The following is a 21,638-nucleotide window of genomic DNA, read 5'->3' as shown; positions in this document are numbered from 1 at the left end:
CCGGCGCCGGCGCGCAGCGCGATGTGCAGGACCGCGCGGTCCTCGGTGGCGTTGATATGGTCACCGGCAAACATGGCATCGCGGCGCTTCGGCACGCCGGCTTCATCCGCCAGTTGCATCAGTAACGCCATGGTCTGCGGCGTGATGCGGTTCTTGGAGTAATCGAGGAACAGGCCTGCGGCTTCCAGCGAGAACTGCTCGACGCGTTGTTCTGCGGAGCCGGCGGCAAACCACTCGCGCATTGGCGTTTCGCGAATGGCGTCATGGTGTTGCAAAAGAGAGTGCCAGGCGTGGAGGTCTGTGGGCATGCGTGCGGGATTCTCTAAGGAAAGCAAGGTCAGCGAGGGCAGTCGGGACTGACCGTTTCAAGCTGAAATCGGGCATTTCCGGACCGGCGGTCGCGGGCAATTCGAGTATAACGCGACCGCACGCCCAGCTTCAGGATTTGGCGGCAATACATGGCATTCATGCCAATAAAGGCAACAATAACAGGGTGCGTTCGCGCCAGGTATCGGCGGTGTTCTGACACCTGGAACATGGCACCACCATCAGCCCGCCCGCCCAAGCCGGCGCGCGACCGCCCGCAGCGCCGACTCGCCCCCCGCCACGCACAGGCCACCCACGCAGATCACCGCCACGCCGAGCGCGGTGATCCAGTCTGGCAGCTGGCCGAACGCCAGGTAGCCGATGGTCGTCGCCGACAGGATCTGCAGGTAGAGGAAGGGGCTGAGAAATGACGCGTCGGCGTATTGGAACGCGCGAATCACAAAATAGTGGCCAATCGAGCCGGTGATGCCGGTGCTCAGCAGGAGCACGGCTTGCAGGGGCGTGGGTGCCGCTTCGAACCAGAAGAAGGGCACCAGCAGGGTGGTCAGGGCCGCGCCGGTCACACCGCTCTGGATCAAGGTGGTCATGGGTGCGTCATGCGCGGCAATGCGACGCGTCAGCATCTGCATCAGCGCGAACACCAGTGCCGACAACAAGCCCAGCGCAATGCCGGCCCCGCTCAGCTCCCCACCCGGGCGCACCACGATCAGCATGCCGACGAAGCCGATGGCCACGCCGCTCCAGCGGCTGACGCGCGCATGTGCGCTCGGGCGCTCGCCCAGCAGCCAGGGCGACAACGCCACCACGAACAGCGGCGCGCAGAAATTCAGCGCCGTGGCCTCGGCCAGCGGCATCAGCTTGAGCACGCTGAAGAACACCAGCGTCGAGACCAGCATCATCCCCCCGCGCATCCACTGCAGGCCCGGTTTCATGGGGCGCCATTGCTGGCGGAAGCGCGCCGGCCCCAGCAGCAGGAAAATGGCGACCACATGGCCCACATAACGTACCCAGGCCACGCCCACCACCGGCAGGCCCTGCTGGGTCAGCGTCTTGCTGCTGGCGTCCAGCAGGCTGAGGATCCATTGGCCGAGCACCAGCAGGGCAACGCCGGTGAGCAGCTGGCGCCGTGCCGGCGAGGCGTTGGCCGCCTGCAGGCGGGTGCTGCCATCGGTGGCCTTGTTCATGCTCGCTGCGCCCGCAGCAGGGCATTGAACAGGTCGCGCACCGGCAGGTAGAGCTCGCTTGCGGTCAGGCCCGCGGGGCCGGTGCCCTGCGCCACCAGGTGGTCGGCGGCGCGCCCGTGCAGCCAGACCGCGGCCTGCGCGGCCTGCAGCGCCGGCATGCCCTGGGCCAATAGCGCGCCGATCATGCCGGCCAGCACGTCGCCGGTGCCGGCGGTGGCCAGCCCGGCGTTGCCGGTGGGATTGATCGACAGTGACACGCTGGCGCCGGCATCCGGCGGCGACGCGATCACCGTGCCCGAGCCCTTGAGCACGACCACGGCCTGCCATTGGGCCGCGAGCGAGCGCGCCGCCGCCAGGCGGTCGCGCTGGATCTCGGCCACGCTGATGCCGGACAGGCGCGCGGCTTCGAGTGGATGCGGCGTCATCACGCGCACCGGCGGCCCGCCGGCAAGCATGGCGGCAAGCGCGGGATCCGCGGCCAGCAGGTTCAGCGCATCGGCATCGAGCACCAGCGCGGGCGGCTCGGTGGCGCCCGCGCTGGCATGCAGCAACTGCGCCAGCTGCTTGCGCGCCGCGGTGCCGGTGCCCATGCCCGGGCCGATCACCAGCGCGGACATGGCGGTCAGCTCGATATCCGCGATCGGGTGCAGCATCAGCTCCGGATGCACGAGGTCGAGCAGCGGCGCGGGCTGCGCCAGGAAGGCGATGTGCACGCGCCCGGCGCCCAGGTGCTGCGCGGCACGCGCGCCAAGCAGCGGCGCGCCGGTCATGCCGATGCCGCCGCCGACCACGGCCAGCGAGCCGAACGTGCCCTTGTTGGTGCCATGGCGCCGCGCGGGCAGCGCCGCGGCAAATGACGCCGGCACGTTCACCGTGGCGCAGGCTGGCTGGGCCGGCGGGTAGAACAGCCCGAGCGGGGCGATATCGACCTCGCCCGCGCAATCGCGCCCGTCGAGCGTCAGCAGGCCCGGCTTGGCGCCGATGAAGGTGAGGGTGCGCAAGGCGCGCACCGCCGGCGCGCCGGCGCCGGTGTCGGCGAACAGCCCGCTCGGGATGTCGAGCGCCAACACCGGCAGCCGGGACTCGGCCAGGTGCGCGATCCACTGCGCGGTGAAGCCATCGGCGGCGCGATTCAGGCCAATGCCGAACAAACCGTCGACCAGCGCGCAAGTCTGCGGCGGAAACGGCGGCAGGCCGCCATGGCAGGCGGACTCGGCCACGGCCTGCAGCGCCACGCCGGCCGAGCGCGCCTCCTGCCACGCACGCCCGGCGTCGGCGGGCAGGCGATCGGGCTCGGCCGTCAGCCACACCTGGACCTGGCGCCCGGCCTGGTGCAGGTGGGTGGCGGCCACCAGCGCGTCGCCGCCGTTGTTGCCCGGGCCGGCCAGCAGCAGCAGCGGGCCCGCCGGCGCGTGGTGCGCCAGCCAGGCCGCCGCGGCGGCGCCGGCTCGCGACATCAGCTCGAAGGCGGGCAGGCTGGCCATGGCGGCCGCCTCGATACGGCGGATGGCTGCCACGTCGTACAGCGGGATCGCGCTGGCGCTTGCCGCGTCGAGGGGCAGCCAGGCATCGGCGGGCAGCGGGGCGGCCAGCGCGGGAGAGTTCGGGGCAGAGCTTTGCATGGTCAGCGTGGGCCTAGGCCGTAGCGGTCGGGGGTCAGGCCGTCCAGTTCGATGCCGGGGCGATTGCCTGCGATCAGGTCCGCGGCAATGCGCCCTGAGCCGCATGCCATCGCCCAGCCTGTGGAGCCGTGGCCCAGGTTGAGGTACAGCCCGGGCACGGCGGTGGCGCCGATCAGCGGCGGGCCATCGGGCAGCATCGGGCGGGCGCCGGCCCACAGCGTGGCCGCGCCATAGTGGCCCGCAACCGGAAACCAGTCGCGCGCTACCTTGAGCAAGGTGTTGACGGCCGCGGGACGCAGGTCGAGCTTGCGCGAGCCGAGCTCGGCGGTGCCGGCGATCCGCAGGCGGTTGCCCATGCGCGTGATGGCGACCTTGTACGACTCGTCCATCAACGCGGCCAGCGGCGCCTGCAGCTCATCGCTGACCTGCACCGTGGCGGAATAGCCTTTGACCGGATAGAGCGGGATGCGCAGGCCCAGCGGGCGCAGCAACGCGGCGCTGGCCACGCCTGCGCTGACCAGCACACGATCGGCGGTGAGCGCCTCGCGCGCGCTGCCTGCATTGCCGGCAGCGGTGCCACGCAGGTCAAGCGAGAGCTTGCCGCCCGGCAACGGCCGCAGCGCGCCGGCGTCGCTGTCCATGACAAAGCGCACGCCCGCGGCCTCGGCCAGCACGCGCAGCCGGCGCACGAACATCGGGCAGTTGCCGGATTCGTCCTCGGGCAGGTGCAGGCCGCCGGCCAGCGGCGTGTCGGTGGCGAGGCCAGGCTCGATGCGCCGGCAGCCGTCGGCGTCGACCAGCCGGTGCGGCACCTTGTGTTCGCGCAGCAGGGCCAGCGCTGGTTCGGCAAGGTCCCGGTCGCGCCGGGTGCGGAACAGTTGCAGATAGCCTTGCGATTGCTCGTAGTCGATCTCAAGCTGGCTGCGAAGCGCATGCAGGCATTCGCGGCTGTAGAAGGCCAGGCGCTGCATGCGCAGCTTGTTGATGCGGTACCGCTCCAGCGTGCATTCGCCCAGCCAGCGCACGATCCAGCGCCACATGGCCGGATCGGCGCTGGGCCGGAACAGGACGGGCGAGGTGCTGGCGAAGAGGTTGCGCAGCACCTTGCCTGGCATGCCGGGCGCTGCCCACGGGGTGACATAGCCGGGCGCGATCACGCCGGCATTGCCGAAACTGGATTCCTGCGCCGGCGCGGCGCGCCGCTCGACCACGGTCACCTCGAAGCCGGCCTCGCGCAGGTACCAGGCGGAACAGACGCCGATCACGCCGGCGCCGATGACGATCACATGCATGGCACTCCGTAGAGGGCCGGGCGGGCCCTCGCTGTCTCGCTATGCCACCGGCGATGCCGATGGCTACTTCAACTCTTTCTGCATGACCACGTCGGGCAGCCAGGTGACGATTTCCGGCCACACGGTGACGATGCCGATGGCCACTACCATCATCATGAAAAATGGCAGCGATACCCTCGCTATGTAATTACTGTCCTTGCCTGTCATGCTCTGCAGCACGAACAGGTTGAACCCCACCGGCGGCGTCACCTCGGCGATCTCCACCAGTAGCACGATGAATATCCCGAACCATACCAGATCGAAGCCCGCGGCCTGCACCATCGGCAGCACCGTGGCGGTGGTCAGCGCGATCATGGAAATGCCATCGAGCGCGGTGCCCAGCAGGATATAGATCACGGTCAGCACGGCAATGAGCGCCCAGGGCGACAGGTGCATCGAGGCCACCCATTCGGCCAGCGCGCGCGGAATGCCCGTGAAGCTCATGGTTACCGACAGGAACGAGGTCGCGCCCAGCACGAACATGATCATCGCGGTCAGCCGGGTGGCCGACATCAGGCTTTCCCAGAACGCCTTGCGCGTGAGCGAGCCGCCCACCCAGGCCAGCGCCAGCGACGCCACCACGCCGTAGGCGGCCGCTTCCGTGGCCGTGGAGTAGCCCGTGATCATGATCCACGTGATAAAGGCGATCAGCACGATGCACGGCATCAGCTGGCGGATCGAGGCGAGCCGCGAGCGCCAGTTGAAGGCTTCCGCCTTCGGTGTCTTGTCCGGGTTCGACAGCGCCCACACCACGATGTAGCCGGAGAACAGCAGCATCAGCAGCAGGCCGGGCAGGAAGCCGGCCAGGAACACGCGGATGATCGACACATCGGCCGAGACCGCGTAGACCACCATGGTGATCGATGGGGGGATCAGGATGCCGAGCGTGCCGGCGCACGACAGCGAGCCCAGCGTCACGCGCTCATCGTAGCCGCGCCGGGTCAGCTCGGGCAGCGCGGACTTGGCGATGGTGGCGCAGGTGGCCGCGGACGAGCCCGACACCGATCCGAAGATGCCGCAGCCCAGGATGTTGACGTGCATCAGGCGCCCGGGGAGCCAGTTCAGCCACGGCGACAGCCCGTTGAACATCTGCTCGGACAACTTGGTGCGGAAGAGTATCTCGCCCATCCACACAAAGAGCGGCAGCGAGGCCAGCGTGTACGACGCGCTGGACGACCACCACGCATTGGCCAGGTTGACCAGCGCATCGCGCTCGGCAAACACCACCAGCCCCACCCACGAGGTGACGGCAATGGCCACGGGAATCCACGCGCCGATGACCAGGAAGCCGATCATCACCACCAGCAGGATCAGGGAAATCAGGACGGTGCTCATCAGACGGTCTCCCCGAAGTCGCCGGCGGCCAGCTTGGCTTCCTGCGCCAACTGGTAGCGCGGCTTTTGCTTGCGCGCCACGCGCACCAGCTCATCGAGCACCGCCAGCATGAAGCCGGCGCAGCCCAGCACCGCGAAGCTCTGCGGAATCCACAGCGGCACCACGATCTGGCCCTGCGACACATCGCCGATTTCCCAGCTCTGCCAGGCGAAGCTGAACAAGGCCCAGGTCGCATAGGCGGCGAATACCGTGCAGATGGTCAGCGAGACCAGCTCCAGCCACCAGCGCGGGCGCGGGCCCACGGCTTCCAGCAGCATCTCCACGCGGACGATGCCGCCGTGCTGGAAGGTCTGGCCGAGTACGAGGAAGGCGGAGGCGGCGCACAGCCACGCAACGATGTCGTCGCCGCCCTTGAAGATAAACGTGGTCTCGCGCGAGAACGACATCAGGATCATGATGAGGCAGACCCCGAGGATACAGAGCGCGCCGAGCACGGCGAACAGGTCAAGCAGCCGGTCCAGCCAGCGCTTGTTGACGCAAGAAGCTTCCATGGCGAATGGGGAGGGTTGATGCGGTGAAAAAGAGGGCGCGGGAGGCTGCGGCGGCAAGGCCACGGCGGGCAACGCCGCCGTGGCCGGCTACGGATCGCTTGTTTCTCGCTAAGGCACTAATTACGGCACTAACTACGGCACTGACTATGGCAATGACGACAACGCTCACTTCTTGTACGCGTCCAGGATGGCCTTGCCGTCGTCGCCGGCGCCCTTGGCCCATTCGTCCACCATCACCTGGCCGAGCTTCTGCATGTCCTGCTTCAGCTGGGGCGAAGGCGGCTGCACGGCCATGCCGTTCTTGCCGAGCACGGCCAGGTATTCACGCGTCTTTTGCTCCGATGCCTGCCAGCCGCGCTTCTCGGCGTCGGCTACGGTCTTGAGCAGGGCGTCCTGGGTCGGCTTGTCCAGCGCGGCGAATGCCTTCTTGCTGACCACCAGCATGTTCTTGGGCAGCCACGCATCGACGGTGTAGAAGTACTTCACGCTCTCCCACACCTTGGTGTCCACGCCCGTGGCGCCCGAGGACATGAACGAATTCACGGTGCCGGTAGCCAGCGCCTGCGCCAGGTCGGCGGCCTGGATGGTCACCGGTTGCGCGCCCACCAGTTCGGCGATCTTGGAGGTGGCGGGGTTGTACGCACGCCACTTCAGGCCCTTCATGTCGGCCGCGGCGTTGATCGGCTTGTTGGCGTAGATGCCTTGCGGGGGCCAGGCCACTGCGTACAGCAGCTTCATGCCTTGCTTGTCCAGCACCTTGTCGGTGACCGCGCGCGAGGCCTGCCACAGCTTGTAGGAGTCCTGGTAGCTGGTGGCCAGGAAGGGCACCGCGTCCACGCCGAACACCGGGTTCTCGTTGGCCAGCAGCGACATCAGGATCTCGCCCATCTGCACCTGGCCGGTCTGCACGCCGCGCTTGATCTCGTTGGCCTTGAGCAGCGAGCCGTTGGGGTGGATCACGATCTTGAGCTTGCCGCCGGTGGCCTTCTCCACGTCGGTGGCCATCTGCTGCAGGTTTTCGGTATGGAGGTTGCTGACCGGGTAGCCGGTCGGCAGGTCCCATTTGGTATCCGCCCGCGCGGCGGACGTCATCACGGCCGAGGTGGCAAGCACCCCGCCCAGCAGCATGCACTTCAGTGTGGCCTTCCCTTGCATCGATCTCTCCTGGTTGGTCGTTGCGGCTACCTATGTCTTGGTTTTTGTTCTGAAGTCGTCTTGCCCGCGCCACCTGGCTCAGGGGTGGCGCGGCTTACCTCAGTCTTGCTCCGGCGCCTCAGGCGGCCGGCTGGATGATGGACTCCAATGCAATTGCCGTGCCCAGCAGTTGCGCGTCGCGCAGCGCACCGTGCGAGAGCATCAGGCCCACGGGCAATTCGTCCGGCTGGTGGCAGGGCAGCGAGATCGAGCAGCCATCGAGGAAGTTGAACGCCGAGGTATTGCGCAGCAGCAGGGCGTTGGTGCGGAAAAAGAGAGCGTCGTCCGCCACCAGCGGGGCGATCGGCGGCGCCACCATCGGCACCGTGGGGCAGGCCACGGCGTCGAAGCCTTCGATGCGGGCCGCAACCCGCGCGATCCAGTCGAGGCGGGCGCGCATCAGGTCCACGTAGTCGGCCGCGCTCATGGCGGCGCCGCGGTCGATGCGCGAGGCCACGCGCGGGTCGTATTGCTCGCGCCGCGTGGCCAGCACGTGGCGGTGGATGGCATGCGCCTCGGCGGCGGTGAAGCCGCCGCCAGCGTTGATGGTGGCCAGCTCGGTCAGCTCCGGCAGGTCGATGTGCTCGATCTGCACGCCGGCCGCGGACAGCCGGCCGAGGGCGCGGTCGAAGGCGCGCGCCACCGTGTCATCGAGGTCGTCGAGCAGGACCTGGCGGGGGATGGCCAGGCGGATGCCGGCCGCGGCCTTGATGACTGGGAGCACCGCCTGGTCGGCGATCACGCTGTCCACCAGCACGCAGTCCTGCACCGTGCGCGCCATGGCGCAGGCGGTATCCAGGGTGTAGGAGAGCGGGAAGGCGCCGTCCAGCGGCACGCGCCGGGCGGTCGGCTTGAAGCCGGTCAGCCCGCACAGCGCCGCGGGGATGCGGATGGAGCCGCCGGTATCGCTGCCCAGCCCGGCCACCGCCAGGCCCAGCGCCACGGACACCGCGGCGCCCGACGACGAGCCGCCGGGAATGCGCGCCACCTGCTTGTCCGCCGGGTTCACCGGCGTGCCGAAATGCGGGTTGATGCCCACGCCGGAGAAAGCGAACTCCGTCATGTTGGTGCGGCCGACCAGCGCCGCGCCGCTCTCGCGCAGCCGGCGCACCACCGTGGCATCGGCTGTGGCCGCCAGCGCATCGCTGCGCACCGGCGAGCCGGCGCGCGAGGCTTCGCCGGCGATGTTGAACAGGTCCTTGACCGAGACCGGCAGGCCCGCCAGCGGATGCAGCGGCTTGCCCGCCAGGCCGGCCGCGTCCGCGGCCTTGGCCACCTGGGTTGCCGCGTCGAAGGTGGTGTGCAGGAACACGGCGTTGGCGGCCGGCTGCTGCGCGTGCTGCGCAGCCTGGGCGATCACGTCGGCACGGGAGATCGCGCCATCGCGAAGTTTTGTCTGTAATGTCTGGATATCCGTGGGCATTGGGTTCGCGATCAATCGCGCTCAGGAGGGGTCGGATCGAGTCTATCCAGTGCGCCGGCGCTACGCAACCAGCCCAAGGCGGGGCGCGCCAGCGTCCCCGCGATAGTGCGCAACCCGCATTTCCCGCCCTTTTTTCGTGCAGAATCCACGGTGACATCCCCGATGTTTTGCTTGGATTTATTTTGTGTTTATCCTCATAATTTGTTAATAAACTGTCAAGCCAAATATGGTGGGCGGGACCTCGGGGATACACCTAGTCATCCTTGTCATGTCGTGCGCACACCAACCCATGAAAGGAGTGAAGACATGGCACGTAAGCCAGCAACCGAGCCAGCAACCGAGCCAGTAACCGAGCCAGTAACCGAGCCAGTAACCGAGCCAGTAACCGCCGCTGGCGCCGGGGGCCGCGACGCATCCGCCAGATCCGCGGCCAGCGCGCTGGTACGCCCATCCGGCCCCAATATCGTTTCGTCTTCGCACCTGGTGTCCGAACGCAGCCCGGAGTTGTCGGAGTTCGAGTTCGGCCTGAACACGGCCTACAACGCCTACAGCCGCTGGGTAGTGCGCTGCATGGGCGCTTCCGGCGTGCGCGACCTGACCTTCCTGGACGTGCTGGTGCTGCATCACGTCAACCACCGGGCGCGCCCCAAGCGGCTCGCCGATATCTGCTTTGTGCTCAATGTCGAAGACACCCACCTGGTCACCTACGCGCTCAAGAAGCTGCAGGGCCTGGCGCTGGTGGAGGGCGAACGCGTCGGCAAGGAAGCCACCTACATCACCACGCCCGCCGGCACGCAGGCCTGCGCCCGCTACCGCGAGATCCGCGAGCAATGCCTGACCAGCAATTTCTCCGCCGGCAGTGCCGAGAACGTGGAGATCGGCGAGCTGGCGCGGCTGCTGCGGGTGCTGACCGGCCTGTACGAGCAGGCCGCGCGCTCGGCGACCTCCCTGTAGTTGCAGCAAGGACGCTGCGTTCGGCCGGCCTGCACCCCGGCCGCGCTGCCGCATGAGCGCCCGCTTTATCCCCGACATTTCCACCACGCCAAACAAGGAAGTCCCGCATGTCAATGTCGCTGCCATCCTCCGCTGCCGTTGTTTCGGACCGTCGCCGCTGGCAATTCTGGATCGATCGCGGCGGCACCTTCACCGATGTGGTGGGGCTCCAGCCGGACGGCACGGTAGTCACGCACAAGCTGCTGTCCGAGAACCCGGAGCAGTACACCGATGCCGCCGTGGCCGGCATCCGCCACCTGCTCGGGCTGGCGCCCGGCGAGCCGGTCACGCCGGCGCAGGTGGAAGTGGTGAAGATGGGCACCACTGTCGCGACCAATGCCTTGCTGGAGCGCAAGGGCGAGCCGGTGGCGCTGTTCATCACGCGCGGCTTTCGCGATGCGCTGCGCATCGCTTACCAGAACCGGCCGCGCCTGTTCGACCTGAACATCGTGCTGCCGGAGCTGCTCTACGGCGAAGTGGTGGAAGTGGGCGAGCGCCTGGATGCGCAGGGCGAATTGGTGACGCCGCTCGACGAGGCCGCGCTGCGCGCCGATATGCGGCGCGTGTTCGACAGCGGCATCCGCGCCATTGCCATCGTCTTCCTGCACGGCTACCGGCAGGCGGCGCACGAGCAGGCGGCCGCGCGCATCGCCCGCGAAACCGGCTTTACGCAGATCTCCGTCTCGCACCAGGTGTCGCCGCTGATGAAGCTGGTGTCGCGTGGCGATACCACGGTGGTGGACGCCTACCTGTCGCCGATCCTGCGCCGCTATGTCGAGCAAGTCGAGCAGCAGATGCCGGGCGTGCGCCTGCAGTTCATGCAGAGCAGCGGCGGCCTGACCGACGCGCACCGCTTCCAGGGCAAGGACGCCATCCTGTCCGGCCCGGCCGGCGGCATCGTCGGCATGGTGCGCTCGTCGCAGAGCGCGGGCTTCGGGCGCATCATCGGCTTCGACATGGGCGGCACGTCGACCGATGTCTCGCACTTCAACGGCAACCATCCCAACGATTTCGAGCGCGTGTTCGAGACCAGCGTGGCGGGTGTGCGCATGCGCGCGCCGATGATGAGCATCCACACGGTCGCCGCGGGCGGCGGCTCCATCCTGCACTTCGACGGCAGCCGCTTCCGCGTTGGTCCCGATTCGGCCGGCGCCAACCCGGGGCCGGCCAGCTACCGGCGCGGCGGCCCGCTGGCGGTGACCGATTGCAACGTCATGCTCGGCAAGATCCAGCCAGGGCATTTCCCCGCGGTGTTCGGGCCGCGTGCCGATGCCGCGCTGGACCGCGGCACGGTGGTGGCCAAGTTCGAGGCGCTGGCGCAAGCGGTAACGGAAGCTACCGGCGATCAACGCAGCGCCGAGCAGGTGGCCGAAGGTTTTATCGAGATCGCGGTCGGCAATATGGCCAACGCCATCAAGCAGATCTCCGTGCAGCGCGGCCACGACGTGACGGGCTACACGCTGACCACCTTCGGCGGCGCCGGCGGGCAGCATGCCTGCCTGGTGGCGGACGCCCTCGGCATGCAGACCGTGTTCGTGCATCCGCTGGCCGGCGTGCTGTCGGCCTACGGCATGGGCCTGGCCGACCGCACCGCCATGCGCGAGCGTGCCGTGGAGACGCGCCTCGACGACAGCGCGCTGCCCGGCCTGCAAGCCACGCTCGATGCGCTGGCAAGCGAAGCGCGGCAGGAACTGCTGGAGCAGGAAGTCGCCGAGGCGCAGATCGATGTGGTGCGCCGCGCGCATCTGCGCTATGAGGGTACCGACTCGGCGCTGGTTGTGCCGTTCGGCACCCTGGCCGCCATGCAGGCGGCGTTCGATGCCGCCTATCGCCAGCGCTATGCCTTCCTGATGCAGGGCAAGCCGCTGATCGTGGAGGCACTGTCGGTGGAAGCCATCGGCAGCAGCGAGCCGCCCGAGGAAAGACTGCCCGACCCGCAGCCGCGCACCGGCGGCCCTGTGCCGGCGGAACAGGTCCGCATGTTCAGCGGCGGCACCTGGCACGACACGGGCCTGTTCCCGCGCGACACGCTGCGCCCCGGCGACGTGCTGCCTGGCCCGGCCATCATTGCCGAGCGCAACGCCACCACGGTGGTCGAGCCCGGCTGGCAGGCCGAGCTGACCGCGCGCGACCACCTGGTGCTGACCCGCGCGGTGCCGCGTCCCCAGCGGCGCGCCATGGGCACCGACGCCGATCCGGTGATGCTGGAAGTGTTCAACAACCTGTTCATGTCGATCGCCGAGCAGATGGGCCAGCGGCTGCAGAACACCGCCTACTCGGTCAACATCAAGGAGCGGCTCGACTTCTCCTGCGCCATCTTCGATGCCGGCGGCAACCTGATCGCCAATGCCCCGCACATGCCGGTGCACCTGGGCTCGATGGGCGAGAGCATCAAGACCGTGATCGCGCGCAACGCCGGGCACATGGCCGACGGCGATGTCTACGTGCTGAACGACCCCTACAACGGCGGCACGCACCTGCCGGACGTCACGGTGATCACGCCGGTCTTCGACGAAGCCGGCGAGGAAATCCTCTTCTACGTCGGCTCGCGCGGCCACCACGCCGATATCGGCGGCATCACGCCGGGCTCGATGCCGCCGGACTCCACGGTGGTGGAGGAAGAAGGCGTGATGATCGACAACTTCCCGCTGGTGAAGGCCGGCGTGCTCGACGATGCCGGCATGCGCGCACTGCTGGCAGGCGCGCGCTACCCGGCCCGCAATATCGACCAGAACATGGCCGACCTGCGCGCCCAGGTGGCGGCCAACGCCAAGGGCGTGGAAGAGCTGCGCAAGATGGTGGTGCAGTTTGGCCTGCCGGTGGTGCGCGCTTACATGGGCCACGTGCAGGACAACGCCGAGGAAGCGGTGCGCCGCGTCATCACCGCGCTGAAGGACGGCGCCTATCGCTACCCGCTGGACAATGGCGCGGAAATCCAGGTACGCGTGACCGTGGACCAGGCCAGGCGCGAAGCCGTGGTGGACTTCACCGGCACTTCGGCGCAGCTGCCCAACAACTTCAACGCGCCGCGCGCGGTGTGCATGGCGGCCGTGCTCTACGTGTTCCGCACGCTGGTGAACGAGGACATCCCGCTCAATGCCGGCTGCCTCAAGCCGATCAACGTGATCATCCCCGAAGGCTCGATGCTCAATCCGCGCTATCCGGCCTCGGTGGTGTCCGGCAATGTGGAAACGTCATCGTGCATCACCAACGCGCTGTATGGCGCGCTGGGCGTGGTGGCGGCCAGCCAGGGCACCATGAACAATTTCACCTTCGGCAACGCGCGCTACCAGTACTACGAGACCATCTCCGGCGGCAGCGGCGCGGGGCAGGGCTTCAACGGCTGCGACGTGGTGCAGACCAATATGACCAACTCGCGCCTGACCGATCCGGAGGTGCTGGAGTGGCGCTTCCCGGTGCGGCTGGAAAGCTATGAAATCCGGCCCGGCTCGGGCGGCGCAGGGCAGTGGCACGGGGGCAACGGCGGCATCCGCAAGGTGCGCTTCCTGGAGCCGATGACAGCGTCGATCCTGTCCAACAACCGCTTGCATGCGCCGTTCGGCATGGCCGGCGGCGAGCCCGGCGCCATGGGCCGCAACTACGTGGTGCGGGGTGATGGCACCGAGCAAGCGCTGGGCCATGTCGGGCGTTGCGAGATGGCGGCGGGCGACATCTTCGTGGTGGAAACGCCGGGCGGCGGGGGCTACGGCAAGGTGTAAGGGCCGGCCAGGGCGAGCCGGGGCGCAATGCTTCGGCTCGTTGCAGGCGCGTCGCGGGCGCGACGAATTTTCATTTCCAACAGATCAGTCTTTCGTCACTTCCTGATTTTCCAATCCATCATTTTCGACAGATCCGGCACACGCGGCGTTGCTGCCGGACACATCGCGTTGCAGCAATTTCCTTGACTTATCCTCAGGTGATTCCTAGGTTTATGAAGACCCTGGGATACGAGGCCATCGCAGTATGTGGTCCTTCCCGGGGGGCAAGGGAGGGACCGCAGTGACGCCACGCAGCAGATCAATCGTTCTTGGTATCGTATTGATTGGCGCATTGATCGGCGCGATCGCCGCGGGCGGGTGTTCCAGGCCGGAGCCTGGCCACGTTCTTGACGAAGCGCGGCAGGCCGGCCGTGGCCCGGAAACGTTCCGGCACGCCTCCGAAGACTATTTCCACGACATGGATCGTGGCGTCGCGCTGACCAAGGAAGAAATCGCCGGCCGCAATATGTGGCTGGTGTGGAGTGGCGGCAACGACAGGTTCTGGGACGACATGACGAACTTCACGTTCGGCGCGTTCGACCTGCTCAAGTCCATCAGCTCGCATCCGAGCCAGGGCTATTCCCGCGACACCCGCTGGCGCTATCTGGGCCTGCTCAACGAGCCCTGCTTCGAGGCGCCCACCGGTCCCGATCCGAAACGCTTCAACCTGTGGCTGGATCAGCGGGTCAAGGATTGCCCGGCCGATCCCTTCGAGAACGAGCAGGCCTATCCCGGGGTCAAGACCGGCGCGCGGGGCACCACGTTCTCCAACGGCGAGAAGCTGCCCGTCGGCTCCTACTACGGATACCCCACCGGCATCATCGGCTTGCGGCTGTTCCCCAACCCCGCCTTTGACGAAAAGGCCGCGAAAGCGTGGGATGCGCAACGCTACTACACCGATCCGAAATACTACAACCGTGCCGATCTCGTGCGGCCCTACCGCGTTGGCATGGCCTGCGGTTTTTGCCACGCGGGCCCGAGCCCGATCCATCCGCCCGGGGATCCCGCGCATCCGCAATGGCCCGAGCTGAGTTCCACGGTAGGCGCGCAGTACATGTGGGTGGACCGGCTGTTCATCCATAACGCATCGACTCCCGAAGGCCGGCAGAACTTCATGTTCCAGCTCGTGCATACCTTCCGCCCGGGCACCATGGATACCTCGCTGGTGTCGACCGACAACATCAACAACCCCCGCACCATGAACGCGCTCTACGACCTGATGTCGCGCATGGGCGTGGCCAGGCGCATCGGCGAAGAAAAGCTGGCCGGGGGCGAGCTGAACAACCGGCAGCTCAACGACTTCGTCAAGTCCGGCGCGCTGACGCAGTTCTACGCGCCGCCCGACACGGTATGGACGCCGCATGTCCTCAAGGACGGCGCCGACTCGGTCGGCGTGCTCGGCGCCTTGAACCGGGTGTATTTGAACATCGGCCTGTTCAGCGAGGAATGGCTGCTGCACTTCAACCCCATCCTCGGCGGCAAGCCGATCTCGCCCATCGCGCTCGCCGTGGCGCAGAAGAACTCAAGCTACTGGGGGGCGACGGAAGCCGGCACGATCAACATGGCGCTGTTCCTGCTGAAGTCGACCCCGCCGGACCACCTGGCCGATGCCCCGGGCGGCGCCGGCTTGCTGGCCGACCCCCGCACGCCGGCCGGTGCGCAGATGCTCGACCGGGGCAAGGCCGTGTTCGCCGACACTTGCGCGCGCTGCCATTCCAGCAAGGCGCCGCCGCCGCCGGCCAGCCTGAACCTGCAGCACTGCGCGGGCCCGAACTATCTTGCCTGCTTCATGCGGTACTGGAAATGGACGCAGACTGACGAGTTCAAGACGCAGATGCGCGAGGTGGTCAAGGCGCCGGACTTCCTGGAGGGCAACTACCTGTCATCCGATGCGCGTATTCCCGCCACGCTGCTGCGTACCAACGTGTGCAGCCCGCTCGCGACCAATGCGCTGCGCGGGAATATCTGGGACAACTTCTCGTCCGAGTCGTACAAGACGCTGCCCTCGGTTGGCACCGTCACGTTGAACGACCCCTTCACCGGGGAGCGCTGGCAATACCGGATGCCGGCCGGCGGCCGTGGCTATACCCGCGTGCCGTCGCTGATCAGCGTGTGGTCGACGGCGCCGTTCCTGCTCAACAACGCGCTCGGGCCCTTCAGCGAGGATCCGTCGGTCGCCAGCCGCATCAAGGTCTTCGATGCGTCCATCCAGCAACTGCTGTGGCCGGACAAGCGCGTGCATGACGACATCCTGGGCGCCAAGGTCCCTGGCACCATCGACCGCACTACCGAGCGTAGCCAGATCACAGTGCCGGAGGGCTTCGTGCCGGACGCGCTCAAGCCGTTGCAAGGCTTCATGCACCGCTATGCGCCGTGGCTGGTGGGGGCGGGAGGCGACGTGACCATCGGTCCCGCACCCAAGCAGATGCCGGTCAACCTGCTGGCCAATGTCCAGCCGCTGCCGGAGACCAGCGATGTCGGTGCCAAGGCCGAGCACGCGGCCAAGGTGGTGGGCCTGGCCGTCAAGCTGAGATCGGACCTGGCCTCGGTGCCGGAGGGCGCGACCGACGCGGATCTGGGCAAGACCTACGCCAACCTGGTCAAGCCGATGCTGGAACTCAGCAAGTGTCCGGATTTCATCGTGAACCGCGGCCATTACTTCGGCACGGCGGAGTTCAACAACCAGGCCGGCCTGAGCGCCGATGAGCAGTCGTTCGGACAGGAGCCGGTATTGAGCGATGACGACAAACGGGCCTTGATAGCCTTTCTCAAGACGTTTTGAAGAAGACGGCGCGGCGGGGATATGTCTGCTCCAGGCGAACCAGGGTGGGATTACGTGATCGTCGGTTCCGGCGCGGGGGGCGGCACGCTCGCCGCGCGACTGGCGGAGGCAGGCATGCGCGTGTGCCTGCTCGAGGCGGGCAACGATGCGCGCGAGCCTGACACGGCTTGCATGCCGGAAGACTACGAGGTGCCCGCGTTTCACGCGTGCGCCTCCGAGAACCCGGCGATGAGCTGGAATTTTTTCGTGCGCCACTACGCGGATGACGCGCAGCAGCGGCGGGACCCGAAGTACGGCAGCGAAGGCGTGCTCTATCCCCGGGCGGCGACGCTGGGCGGCTGCACGGCGCACAACGCCATGATCTTTCTCTATCCGCATGATTCGGACTGGGACGGCGTTGCCGAGCTGACCGGCGACCCTTCGTGGAAGGCCGCCCACATGCGCCGGTACGCCAAGACGCTGGAGCAATGCCGGCACCGTCCGCTGTGGGCGCTCGCGCGCCGCCTTGGCATCGATCCCACGGCGCACGGCTGGGACGGATGGCTCAGCACCGAGCGCGCGTTTCCGCTGGAAGCGTTGACCGACAATGCGCTCACGCGCCTGATCCTCGGCTCGATGGAACTGGCGGCGCGCAGTGTGCCGCGGCGCCTGCACGCGTTCCTGAGCTTCTTGCGCTGGCAAGGCGATCCGAACTCCAGGATCTGGGGAAGGCGCTGTTTCAAAGGCGTTTGCTACACGCCGCTTTCCACGCGCGGGCATGCCCGCAACGGCGCGCGCGAACGGGTGCTCGATGTGGCAACCCGTTTTCCTTCGCGCTTGCATATCGAGATGGACGCCCTGGCCACGCGCGTGTTGCTGGACGCGGATGGCACGGCGACCGGTGTCGAATACCTGAAGGGCAGGCGCCTCTACCAGGCGCATGTCTCACCAAGCACGGCGCCCGGCGTGCGCCATGAGGTGCGCGCGCGCCGCGCGGTGATCCTTGCGGGCGGCGCGTTCAATACGCCGCAGTTGCTGATGCTGTCGGGCATCGGCCCGGCCGAGCACCTGCGCGCGCACGGCATTCCCGTGAAGGTGGACTTGCCGGGCGTCGGGCGCAATCTGCAGGATCGTTATGAGGTGGGCGTCGTGAGCCGGATGGCGCAGCCGTGGCGCATCCTCGATGGCGCCCGCTTCGTGAAGGATGATCCGGCCTATTGCAGCTGGCGCGATCGCCGGCATGGCGTCTACACCTCCAACGGCGTGGCGATCGCGGTGGCACGGCGCTCACACAAATCCGTGCCCGTGCCGGACGTGTTCTGCATGGGGCTGGTCGAGCATTTCACCGGCTATTTCCCGGGTTACTCCAAGCTCTTCGCCCAGAGCGACGACGCGCTCACCTGGGCCATTCTCAAGGCGCACACGCAGAACCGCGCGGGCACGGTGCGGCTGCGCTCCGCGAATCCGCTCGAACCGCCCTTGATCAATTTCCACTATTTCGAAGAGGGCGGCGCCGGGGCGGATGAAGACCTGCTCGCGGTGATCGACGCCATCCGGTTTGTGCGCAAGCTGGCAGCGCCGCTGGTCGAGCGCGGCGTGATCGCGCAGGAGCAGCTTCCTGGCGCTCACCTGCGCAGCGACGATGAGCTGGGCGGCTATGTGCGCGATAACGCCTGGGGGCACCATGCCTCGTGCAGCTGCGCCATTGGCGCACGCGAGGCGGGCGGCGTGCTGGGCAGCGATTTTTCAGTGCATGGCACGCGCGGGCTGCGGGTGGTCGACGCGTCGGTCTTCCCGCGGATTCCCGGCTTCTTCCTGGCCAGCGCGGTCTACATGATCGCCGAGAAGGCCGCCGATGTGCTCTTGCACGAAGCGAAGGCCGCGGCGAGAGCGCAAGCTACTGCGGCGGCGGCAGCATAGACAGGCGACCGACACTGGAGGTGCAAACATGGCATACGACACACGCACGCTGCTGGCGATGAGCCAGGAACAGCTTGACGACCTGTTCCGCAACAGCCCGGCCGGCGACATTCCGGATGGCGAGGCCACCGGCACCGCCATCATCTCGCCCGGCACGGTGTTTAGCGAGAGCATCGCCAAGATGATCAACCTCTTTGCCTGGCAGGGAAAGGTCTTCGACGCCAAGCGAGGCGTCCTCAAGAACCGCATCTCCATCTTCGGGCTCGAGGCGATCCTGGCGAAGGTGTACAAGGGCGAGAGCTGGCTCGACCAGAAGGAATGCATCGTCCTGGACTATTCCGCCACATCGCTGGTCGCGCACTGGATCCGTGACGAGATCCGCTGCATCGCGCCTGGCGTGTATCTCGGCAAGGTGTACTGGGACAAGCATCGCCTGATCGATTTCTGCCTCGAGTTCTGATGAAGCGCAGAACGTTCCTGGTCGGCGGCATTGGCGGCATCGGGGCGGTCGGCGCATTGCTGATCGGCTGGTCGGTGCTGCCGCCACGGCAGCGCCTGGCCACATCGCAGCCGTTGCCCGCGGTCGGCACGCAGGTGGGGCTCAATGGCTGGGTCAAGGTGGCGGCGGACAACACCGTCACCATCATGATGTGCCGCTCCGAGATGGGGCAGGGCGCGCACACCGGCCTGGCCATGGTGCTGGCCGACGAGCTGGATGCCAACTGGGCCCACGTGAAGGTCGAGCATGCGCCCGTGGACAAGATCTACAACAACCTGGAAGTCGCCGTCGACGATCTCCCGTTCCGCGCGGACGACGATGGCGTGGCCAAACACCTGGCAGCCTGGCTGACCCGCAAGCTCATGCGCGAGATCGGCGAGATGGTGACAGGCGGCTCGTCGAGCCTCAACGACCTGTGGGACCCGATGCGCGAGGCCGGCGCATCCGCCCGCGCGATGCTGATCGGCGCCGCTGCCGCGCGCTGGAACGTGCCGGCGGGCGAGTGCCGCGCGCAGGACGGCAAGGTGCTGCACCCCTCGGGAAAAACAGCCACCTTCGGCGAACTGGCGGCGCAGGCCGGCAAGCTCCCGCTGCCGGCCAAGGCGGTGCTCAAGCAGCCATCCGAATTCAAGCTGATCGGCAAGGACATACACCGCATCGAGGCCGCGTCCAAGATCGACGGCACGGCGCGCTTTGGCATCGACGTGCTGCCCGAGGGCCTGCTGTACGCCAGCGTGACGATGTGCCCGACGCTGGGCGGTACGGTGGCGAGCTTCGACGGCGCGGCTGCCACCGCGTTGCCGGGCATCGTCAAGGTGCTCGCGGTCGATGCCTACAACGGCGGCACCGGCGGGGTGGCGGTCATCGCGGACAATGCGTACCGGGCCATGAAGGCGCTGGATGCGGTCAAGATCGTATGGAACCCCGGCCCGGCCGCCTCACTGTCCAGCCCGGAGGTGAGCCGCCGTCTCGCGCAGGCGCTGGACGCCTCCGACGGCCACGCCTACTACCGGCACGGCGATGTCGAGGCGGCATTGAAGTCCGCCGCGAAGCCCGTCAACGCCGAGTACAGCGCGCCCTACCTCGCGCATGGGGCGGTGGAACCCATCAACTGCACGGTGCAGGTGCGCGACGGCGCGGCCAGGGTCTGGGTCTCGACGCAGTTGCCGGGCCTGGCGCGCCGGGCGGTCTCGAAGGTGCTCGGGATCGATGTCGACAAGGTCGACGTGCAGCCGCAACTGATCGGTGGCGCGTTCGGACGGCGGCTGGAGGTGGATTTCATCTCCCAGGCGGCGGCGATCGCGCGCGAGGGCGGTGGGCGGCCGGTGCAGACGATCTGGTCGCGCATCCAGGACACCACGCACGACTTCTATCGGCCGGCCTGCCTTTCGCGCTTCAAGGCCGGGCTCGATGGCGCGGGCAACCTGGTGGCATGGCACAACACGTCGGCCAGCCAGGCCATCGTGCCCGCCATGCTGGCACGCTTGCTTGGCCTGCCTGGCCTGGGCATCGACAAGACCACCACGGAAGGCGCGTTCGACCGGCCCTACGAATGGCCGAACGCGCGCGTCGGGCACGTGATTGTCGACCTGCCGGTGCCGGTGGGCTTCTGGCGCTCGGTTGGCCACTCACACCAGGCATTTTTCACCGAGAGCTTTATCGACGAACTGGCGGCAGCCGCTGGCAAGGATCCCGTCGCCTTCCGTGCCGGCCTGTTGGCCAAGCATCCGCGCCATCTGGCCGTGTTGCACAGGGCTGCGGACAAGGCCGGCTGGGGAAAGCCGCCAGGGAAGACGGCAGACGGCGCCGCGCTCGCACGCGGGGTGGCGCTGCACGAGGCATACGGCAGCATCGTCGCGCAGGTGGCGGAGGTATCCGTGGCGCCGGACAAGGCCGTGCGTGTGCACCGGGTGGTCTGCGCGATCGATTGCGGGATGCCGGTGAACCCGAACCTGATCCGCCAGCAGATGGAGAGCGCGATCATCTTTGGCTTGTCGGCCGCGCTGTTCGAGGAGATCACGATCGTCGACGGCCAGGTGCACCAGAAAACGTTTGGCGATTTCCCCGTCATCTTCATGAACAACTGCCCGGCGATCGAAACCTACATCATGCCAAGCCAGGCGCATCCCCAGGGTGTGGGAGAAACCGGCACGCCGCCGATTGCGCCGGCGGTGGCCAATGCCCTGTTTGCGCTGACGGGACAACGCCTGCGCGCGTTGCCCTTGAAACTGGTCTGAGTCCCGGGAGAAAGTCATGCTGCCCCTGAACATCAACGGCAAGACGGTGTCCGTGCAGTCCGATCCGGACACCCCGTTGCTGTGGGTACTCCGGTGCGAACTGGGGTTGACCGGCACCAAGTATGGCTGCGGCATCGGCGTTTGCCGGGCCTGCACGGTGCAGTTGAATGGCGAGCCGCAGGTCGCCTGCATGAACCCGATCTCCGGGCTGGCAACTACCAGGATCGTGACCATCGAAGGCTTGCGGGGCCCGCAGGCGCAGGCTTTGAAGGCCGCCTGGATCGATCTGGACGTGGTGCAGTGCGGCTACTGCCAGAGCGCGCAGCTCATGACGGCCAGCGCGCTCTTGAAACGCATCCCAAAGCCCAGCGATGCCGACATCGACAAGGCGATGGAGCACATCGTCTGCCGCTGCGGCACCTACCCGCGGATCCGCGCTGCGATCCACCAAGCCGCCGGACAGCCACGCACCTGAGGCAGCCCCGCCCGGCGAGGGATCGGCA

Annotated in this window: 14 protein-coding genes and 1 pseudogene; 7 read left to right on the top strand and 8 right to left on the bottom strand. The window is 67.5% G+C overall.

The annotated features are described in order from the left end of the window. The 8 genes and pseudogenes from ACYP5B_RS41315 to ACYP5B_RS41280 form a co-directional block, all read right to left on the bottom strand. Positions 1 to 308: pseudogene (locus ACYP5B_RS41315) on the bottom strand (glucose-6-phosphate isomerase); the annotation flags it as partial. Positions 309 to 548: 240 nt separating this feature from the next. Next, a complete protein-coding gene (locus ACYP5B_RS41310) occupies positions 549 to 1,511 on the bottom strand; it encodes a DMT family transporter (protein ID WP_459573482.1) in 963 nt (320 codons plus the stop codon). Then, positions 1,508 to 3,133: an NAD(P)H-hydrate dehydratase gene (locus ACYP5B_RS41305; protein ID WP_459573481.1), complete on the bottom strand. Its 1,626-nt coding sequence runs from the start codon at positions 3,131 to 3,133 to the stop codon at positions 1,508 to 1,510. Before ACYP5B_RS41305 ends, ACYP5B_RS41310 begins: the two co-directional genes overlap by 4 nt. Before the next feature lie 2 nt (positions 3,134 to 3,135). After that, positions 3,136 to 4,425, bottom strand: coding sequence for a D-amino acid dehydrogenase (locus tag ACYP5B_RS41300; RefSeq protein WP_459573480.1), 1,290 nt, complete (start codon positions 4,423 to 4,425; stop codon positions 3,136 to 3,138). Positions 4,426 to 4,488: 63 nt separating this feature from the next. Further along, positions 4,489 to 5,799 (bottom strand): TRAP transporter large permease, encoded by a 1,311-nt coding sequence (locus ACYP5B_RS41295; protein WP_318233528.1) that lies wholly within the window; start codon positions 5,797 to 5,799, stop codon positions 4,489 to 4,491. Next, on the bottom strand, positions 5,799 to 6,350 hold the full coding sequence (locus ACYP5B_RS41290) for a TRAP transporter small permease subunit (RefSeq protein WP_459573479.1): 552 nt from the start codon (positions 6,348 to 6,350) through the stop codon (positions 5,799 to 5,801). Before ACYP5B_RS41290 ends, ACYP5B_RS41295 begins: the two co-directional genes overlap by 1 nt. A gap of 165 nt (positions 6,351 to 6,515) precedes the next feature. Continuing rightward, the gene (locus ACYP5B_RS41285; RefSeq protein ID WP_267606340.1) at positions 6,516 to 7,478 is read right to left on the bottom strand and encodes a TRAP transporter substrate-binding protein; all 963 of its coding nucleotides are present in this window, start codon (positions 7,476 to 7,478) and stop codon (positions 6,516 to 6,518) included. Positions 7,479 to 7,623: 145 nt separating this feature from the next. After that, positions 7,624 to 8,967: an amidase gene (locus ACYP5B_RS41280; RefSeq protein ID WP_459573478.1), complete on the bottom strand. Its 1,344-nt coding sequence runs from the start codon at positions 8,965 to 8,967 to the stop codon at positions 7,624 to 7,626. A gap of 306 nt (positions 8,968 to 9,273) precedes the next feature. Here ACYP5B_RS41280 and ACYP5B_RS41275 point away from each other — a divergent pair, with 306 nt between their 5' ends. The 7 genes from ACYP5B_RS41275 to ACYP5B_RS41245 all read left to right on the top strand — a co-directional run bounded on the left by ACYP5B_RS41275 (position 9,274) and on the right by ACYP5B_RS41245 (position 21,610). After that, complete coding sequence (locus ACYP5B_RS41275; RefSeq protein ID WP_459573477.1) at positions 9,274 to 9,921, top strand: winged helix DNA-binding protein; 648 nt, start codon at positions 9,274 to 9,276, stop codon at positions 9,919 to 9,921. A gap of 113 nt (positions 9,922 to 10,034) precedes the next feature. Continuing rightward, positions 10,035 to 13,679 carry a hydantoinase B/oxoprolinase family protein gene (locus ACYP5B_RS41270; protein ID WP_459573567.1) on the top strand — a complete coding sequence of 1,215 codons (3,645 nt, stop codon included), beginning with the start codon at positions 10,035 to 10,037 and terminating at the stop codon, positions 13,677 to 13,679. Between the two features lie 319 nt (positions 13,680 to 13,998). After that, positions 13,999 to 16,500 carry a hypothetical protein gene (locus ACYP5B_RS41265; protein ID WP_459573476.1) on the top strand — a complete coding sequence of 834 codons (2,502 nt, stop codon included), beginning with the start codon at positions 13,999 to 14,001 and terminating at the stop codon, positions 16,498 to 16,500. 21 nt (positions 16,501 to 16,521) lie between these two features. Further along, positions 16,522 to 18,399 carry a GMC family oxidoreductase gene (locus tag ACYP5B_RS41260; protein ID WP_459573475.1) on the top strand — a complete coding sequence of 626 codons (1,878 nt, stop codon included), beginning with the start codon at positions 16,522 to 16,524 and terminating at the stop codon, positions 18,397 to 18,399. 28 nt (positions 18,400 to 18,427) lie between these two features. Continuing rightward, complete coding sequence (locus ACYP5B_RS41255) at positions 18,428 to 18,859, top strand: hypothetical protein (protein WP_400101409.1); 432 nt, start codon at positions 18,428 to 18,430, stop codon at positions 18,857 to 18,859. Then, positions 18,859 to 21,135 (top strand): xanthine dehydrogenase family protein molybdopterin-binding subunit, encoded by a 2,277-nt coding sequence (locus tag ACYP5B_RS41250; RefSeq protein WP_459573474.1) that lies wholly within the window; start codon positions 18,859 to 18,861, stop codon positions 21,133 to 21,135. The genes ACYP5B_RS41255 and ACYP5B_RS41250 overlap by 1 nt, the downstream gene beginning before the upstream one ends. A 16-nt stretch (positions 21,136 to 21,151) precedes the next feature. Beyond that, entirely contained in the window at positions 21,152 to 21,610 is a 459-nt protein-coding gene (locus tag ACYP5B_RS41245) for a (2Fe-2S)-binding protein (RefSeq protein WP_400101405.1), read from the top strand. Positions 21,611 to 21,638: the final 28 nt, after the last annotated feature.

The organism is Cupriavidus sp. 8B, from assembly GCF_054589115.1.
The sequence above is the reverse complement of the archived record's forward strand: the minus strand, read 5'-3'. Positions and strand labels throughout refer to the sequence as shown.

Coding starts and splice junctions, on each gene's coding strand:
- ACYP5B_RS41310 (WP_459573482.1), bottom strand. CDS start 1,511: ATGAACAAGGCCACCGATGGCAGCACCCGCCTGCAGGCGGCCAACGCC.
- ACYP5B_RS41305 (WP_459573481.1), bottom strand. CDS start 3,133: ATGCAAAGCTCTGCCCCGAACTCTCCCGCGCTGGCCGCCCCGCTGCCC.
- ACYP5B_RS41300 (WP_459573480.1), bottom strand. CDS start 4,425: ATGCATGTGATCGTCATCGGCGCCGGCGTGATCGGCGTCTGTTCCGCC.
- ACYP5B_RS41295 (WP_318233528.1), bottom strand. CDS start 5,799: ATGAGCACCGTCCTGATTTCCCTGATCCTGCTGGTGGTGATGATCGGC.
- ACYP5B_RS41290 (WP_459573479.1), bottom strand. CDS start 6,350: ATGGAAGCTTCTTGCGTCAACAAGCGCTGGCTGGACCGGCTGCTTGAC.
- ACYP5B_RS41285 (WP_267606340.1), bottom strand. CDS start 7,478: ATGCTGCTGGGCGGGGTGCTTGCCACCTCGGCCGTGATGACGTCCGCC.
- ACYP5B_RS41280 (WP_459573478.1), bottom strand. CDS start 8,967: ATGCCCACGGATATCCAGACATTACAGACAAAACTTCGCGATGGCGCG.
- ACYP5B_RS41275 (WP_459573477.1), top strand. CDS start 9,274: ATGGCACGTAAGCCAGCAACCGAGCCAGCAACCGAGCCAGTAACCGAG.
- ACYP5B_RS41270 (WP_459573567.1), top strand. CDS start 10,035: ATGTCGCTGCCATCCTCCGCTGCCGTTGTTTCGGACCGTCGCCGCTGG.
- ACYP5B_RS41260 (WP_459573475.1), top strand. CDS start 16,522: ATGTCTGCTCCAGGCGAACCAGGGTGGGATTACGTGATCGTCGGTTCC.
- ACYP5B_RS41255 (WP_400101409.1), top strand. CDS start 18,428: ATGGCATACGACACACGCACGCTGCTGGCGATGAGCCAGGAACAGCTT.
- ACYP5B_RS41250 (WP_459573474.1), top strand. CDS start 18,859: ATGAAGCGCAGAACGTTCCTGGTCGGCGGCATTGGCGGCATCGGGGCG.
- ACYP5B_RS41245 (WP_400101405.1), top strand. CDS start 21,152: ATGCTGCCCCTGAACATCAACGGCAAGACGGTGTCCGTGCAGTCCGAT.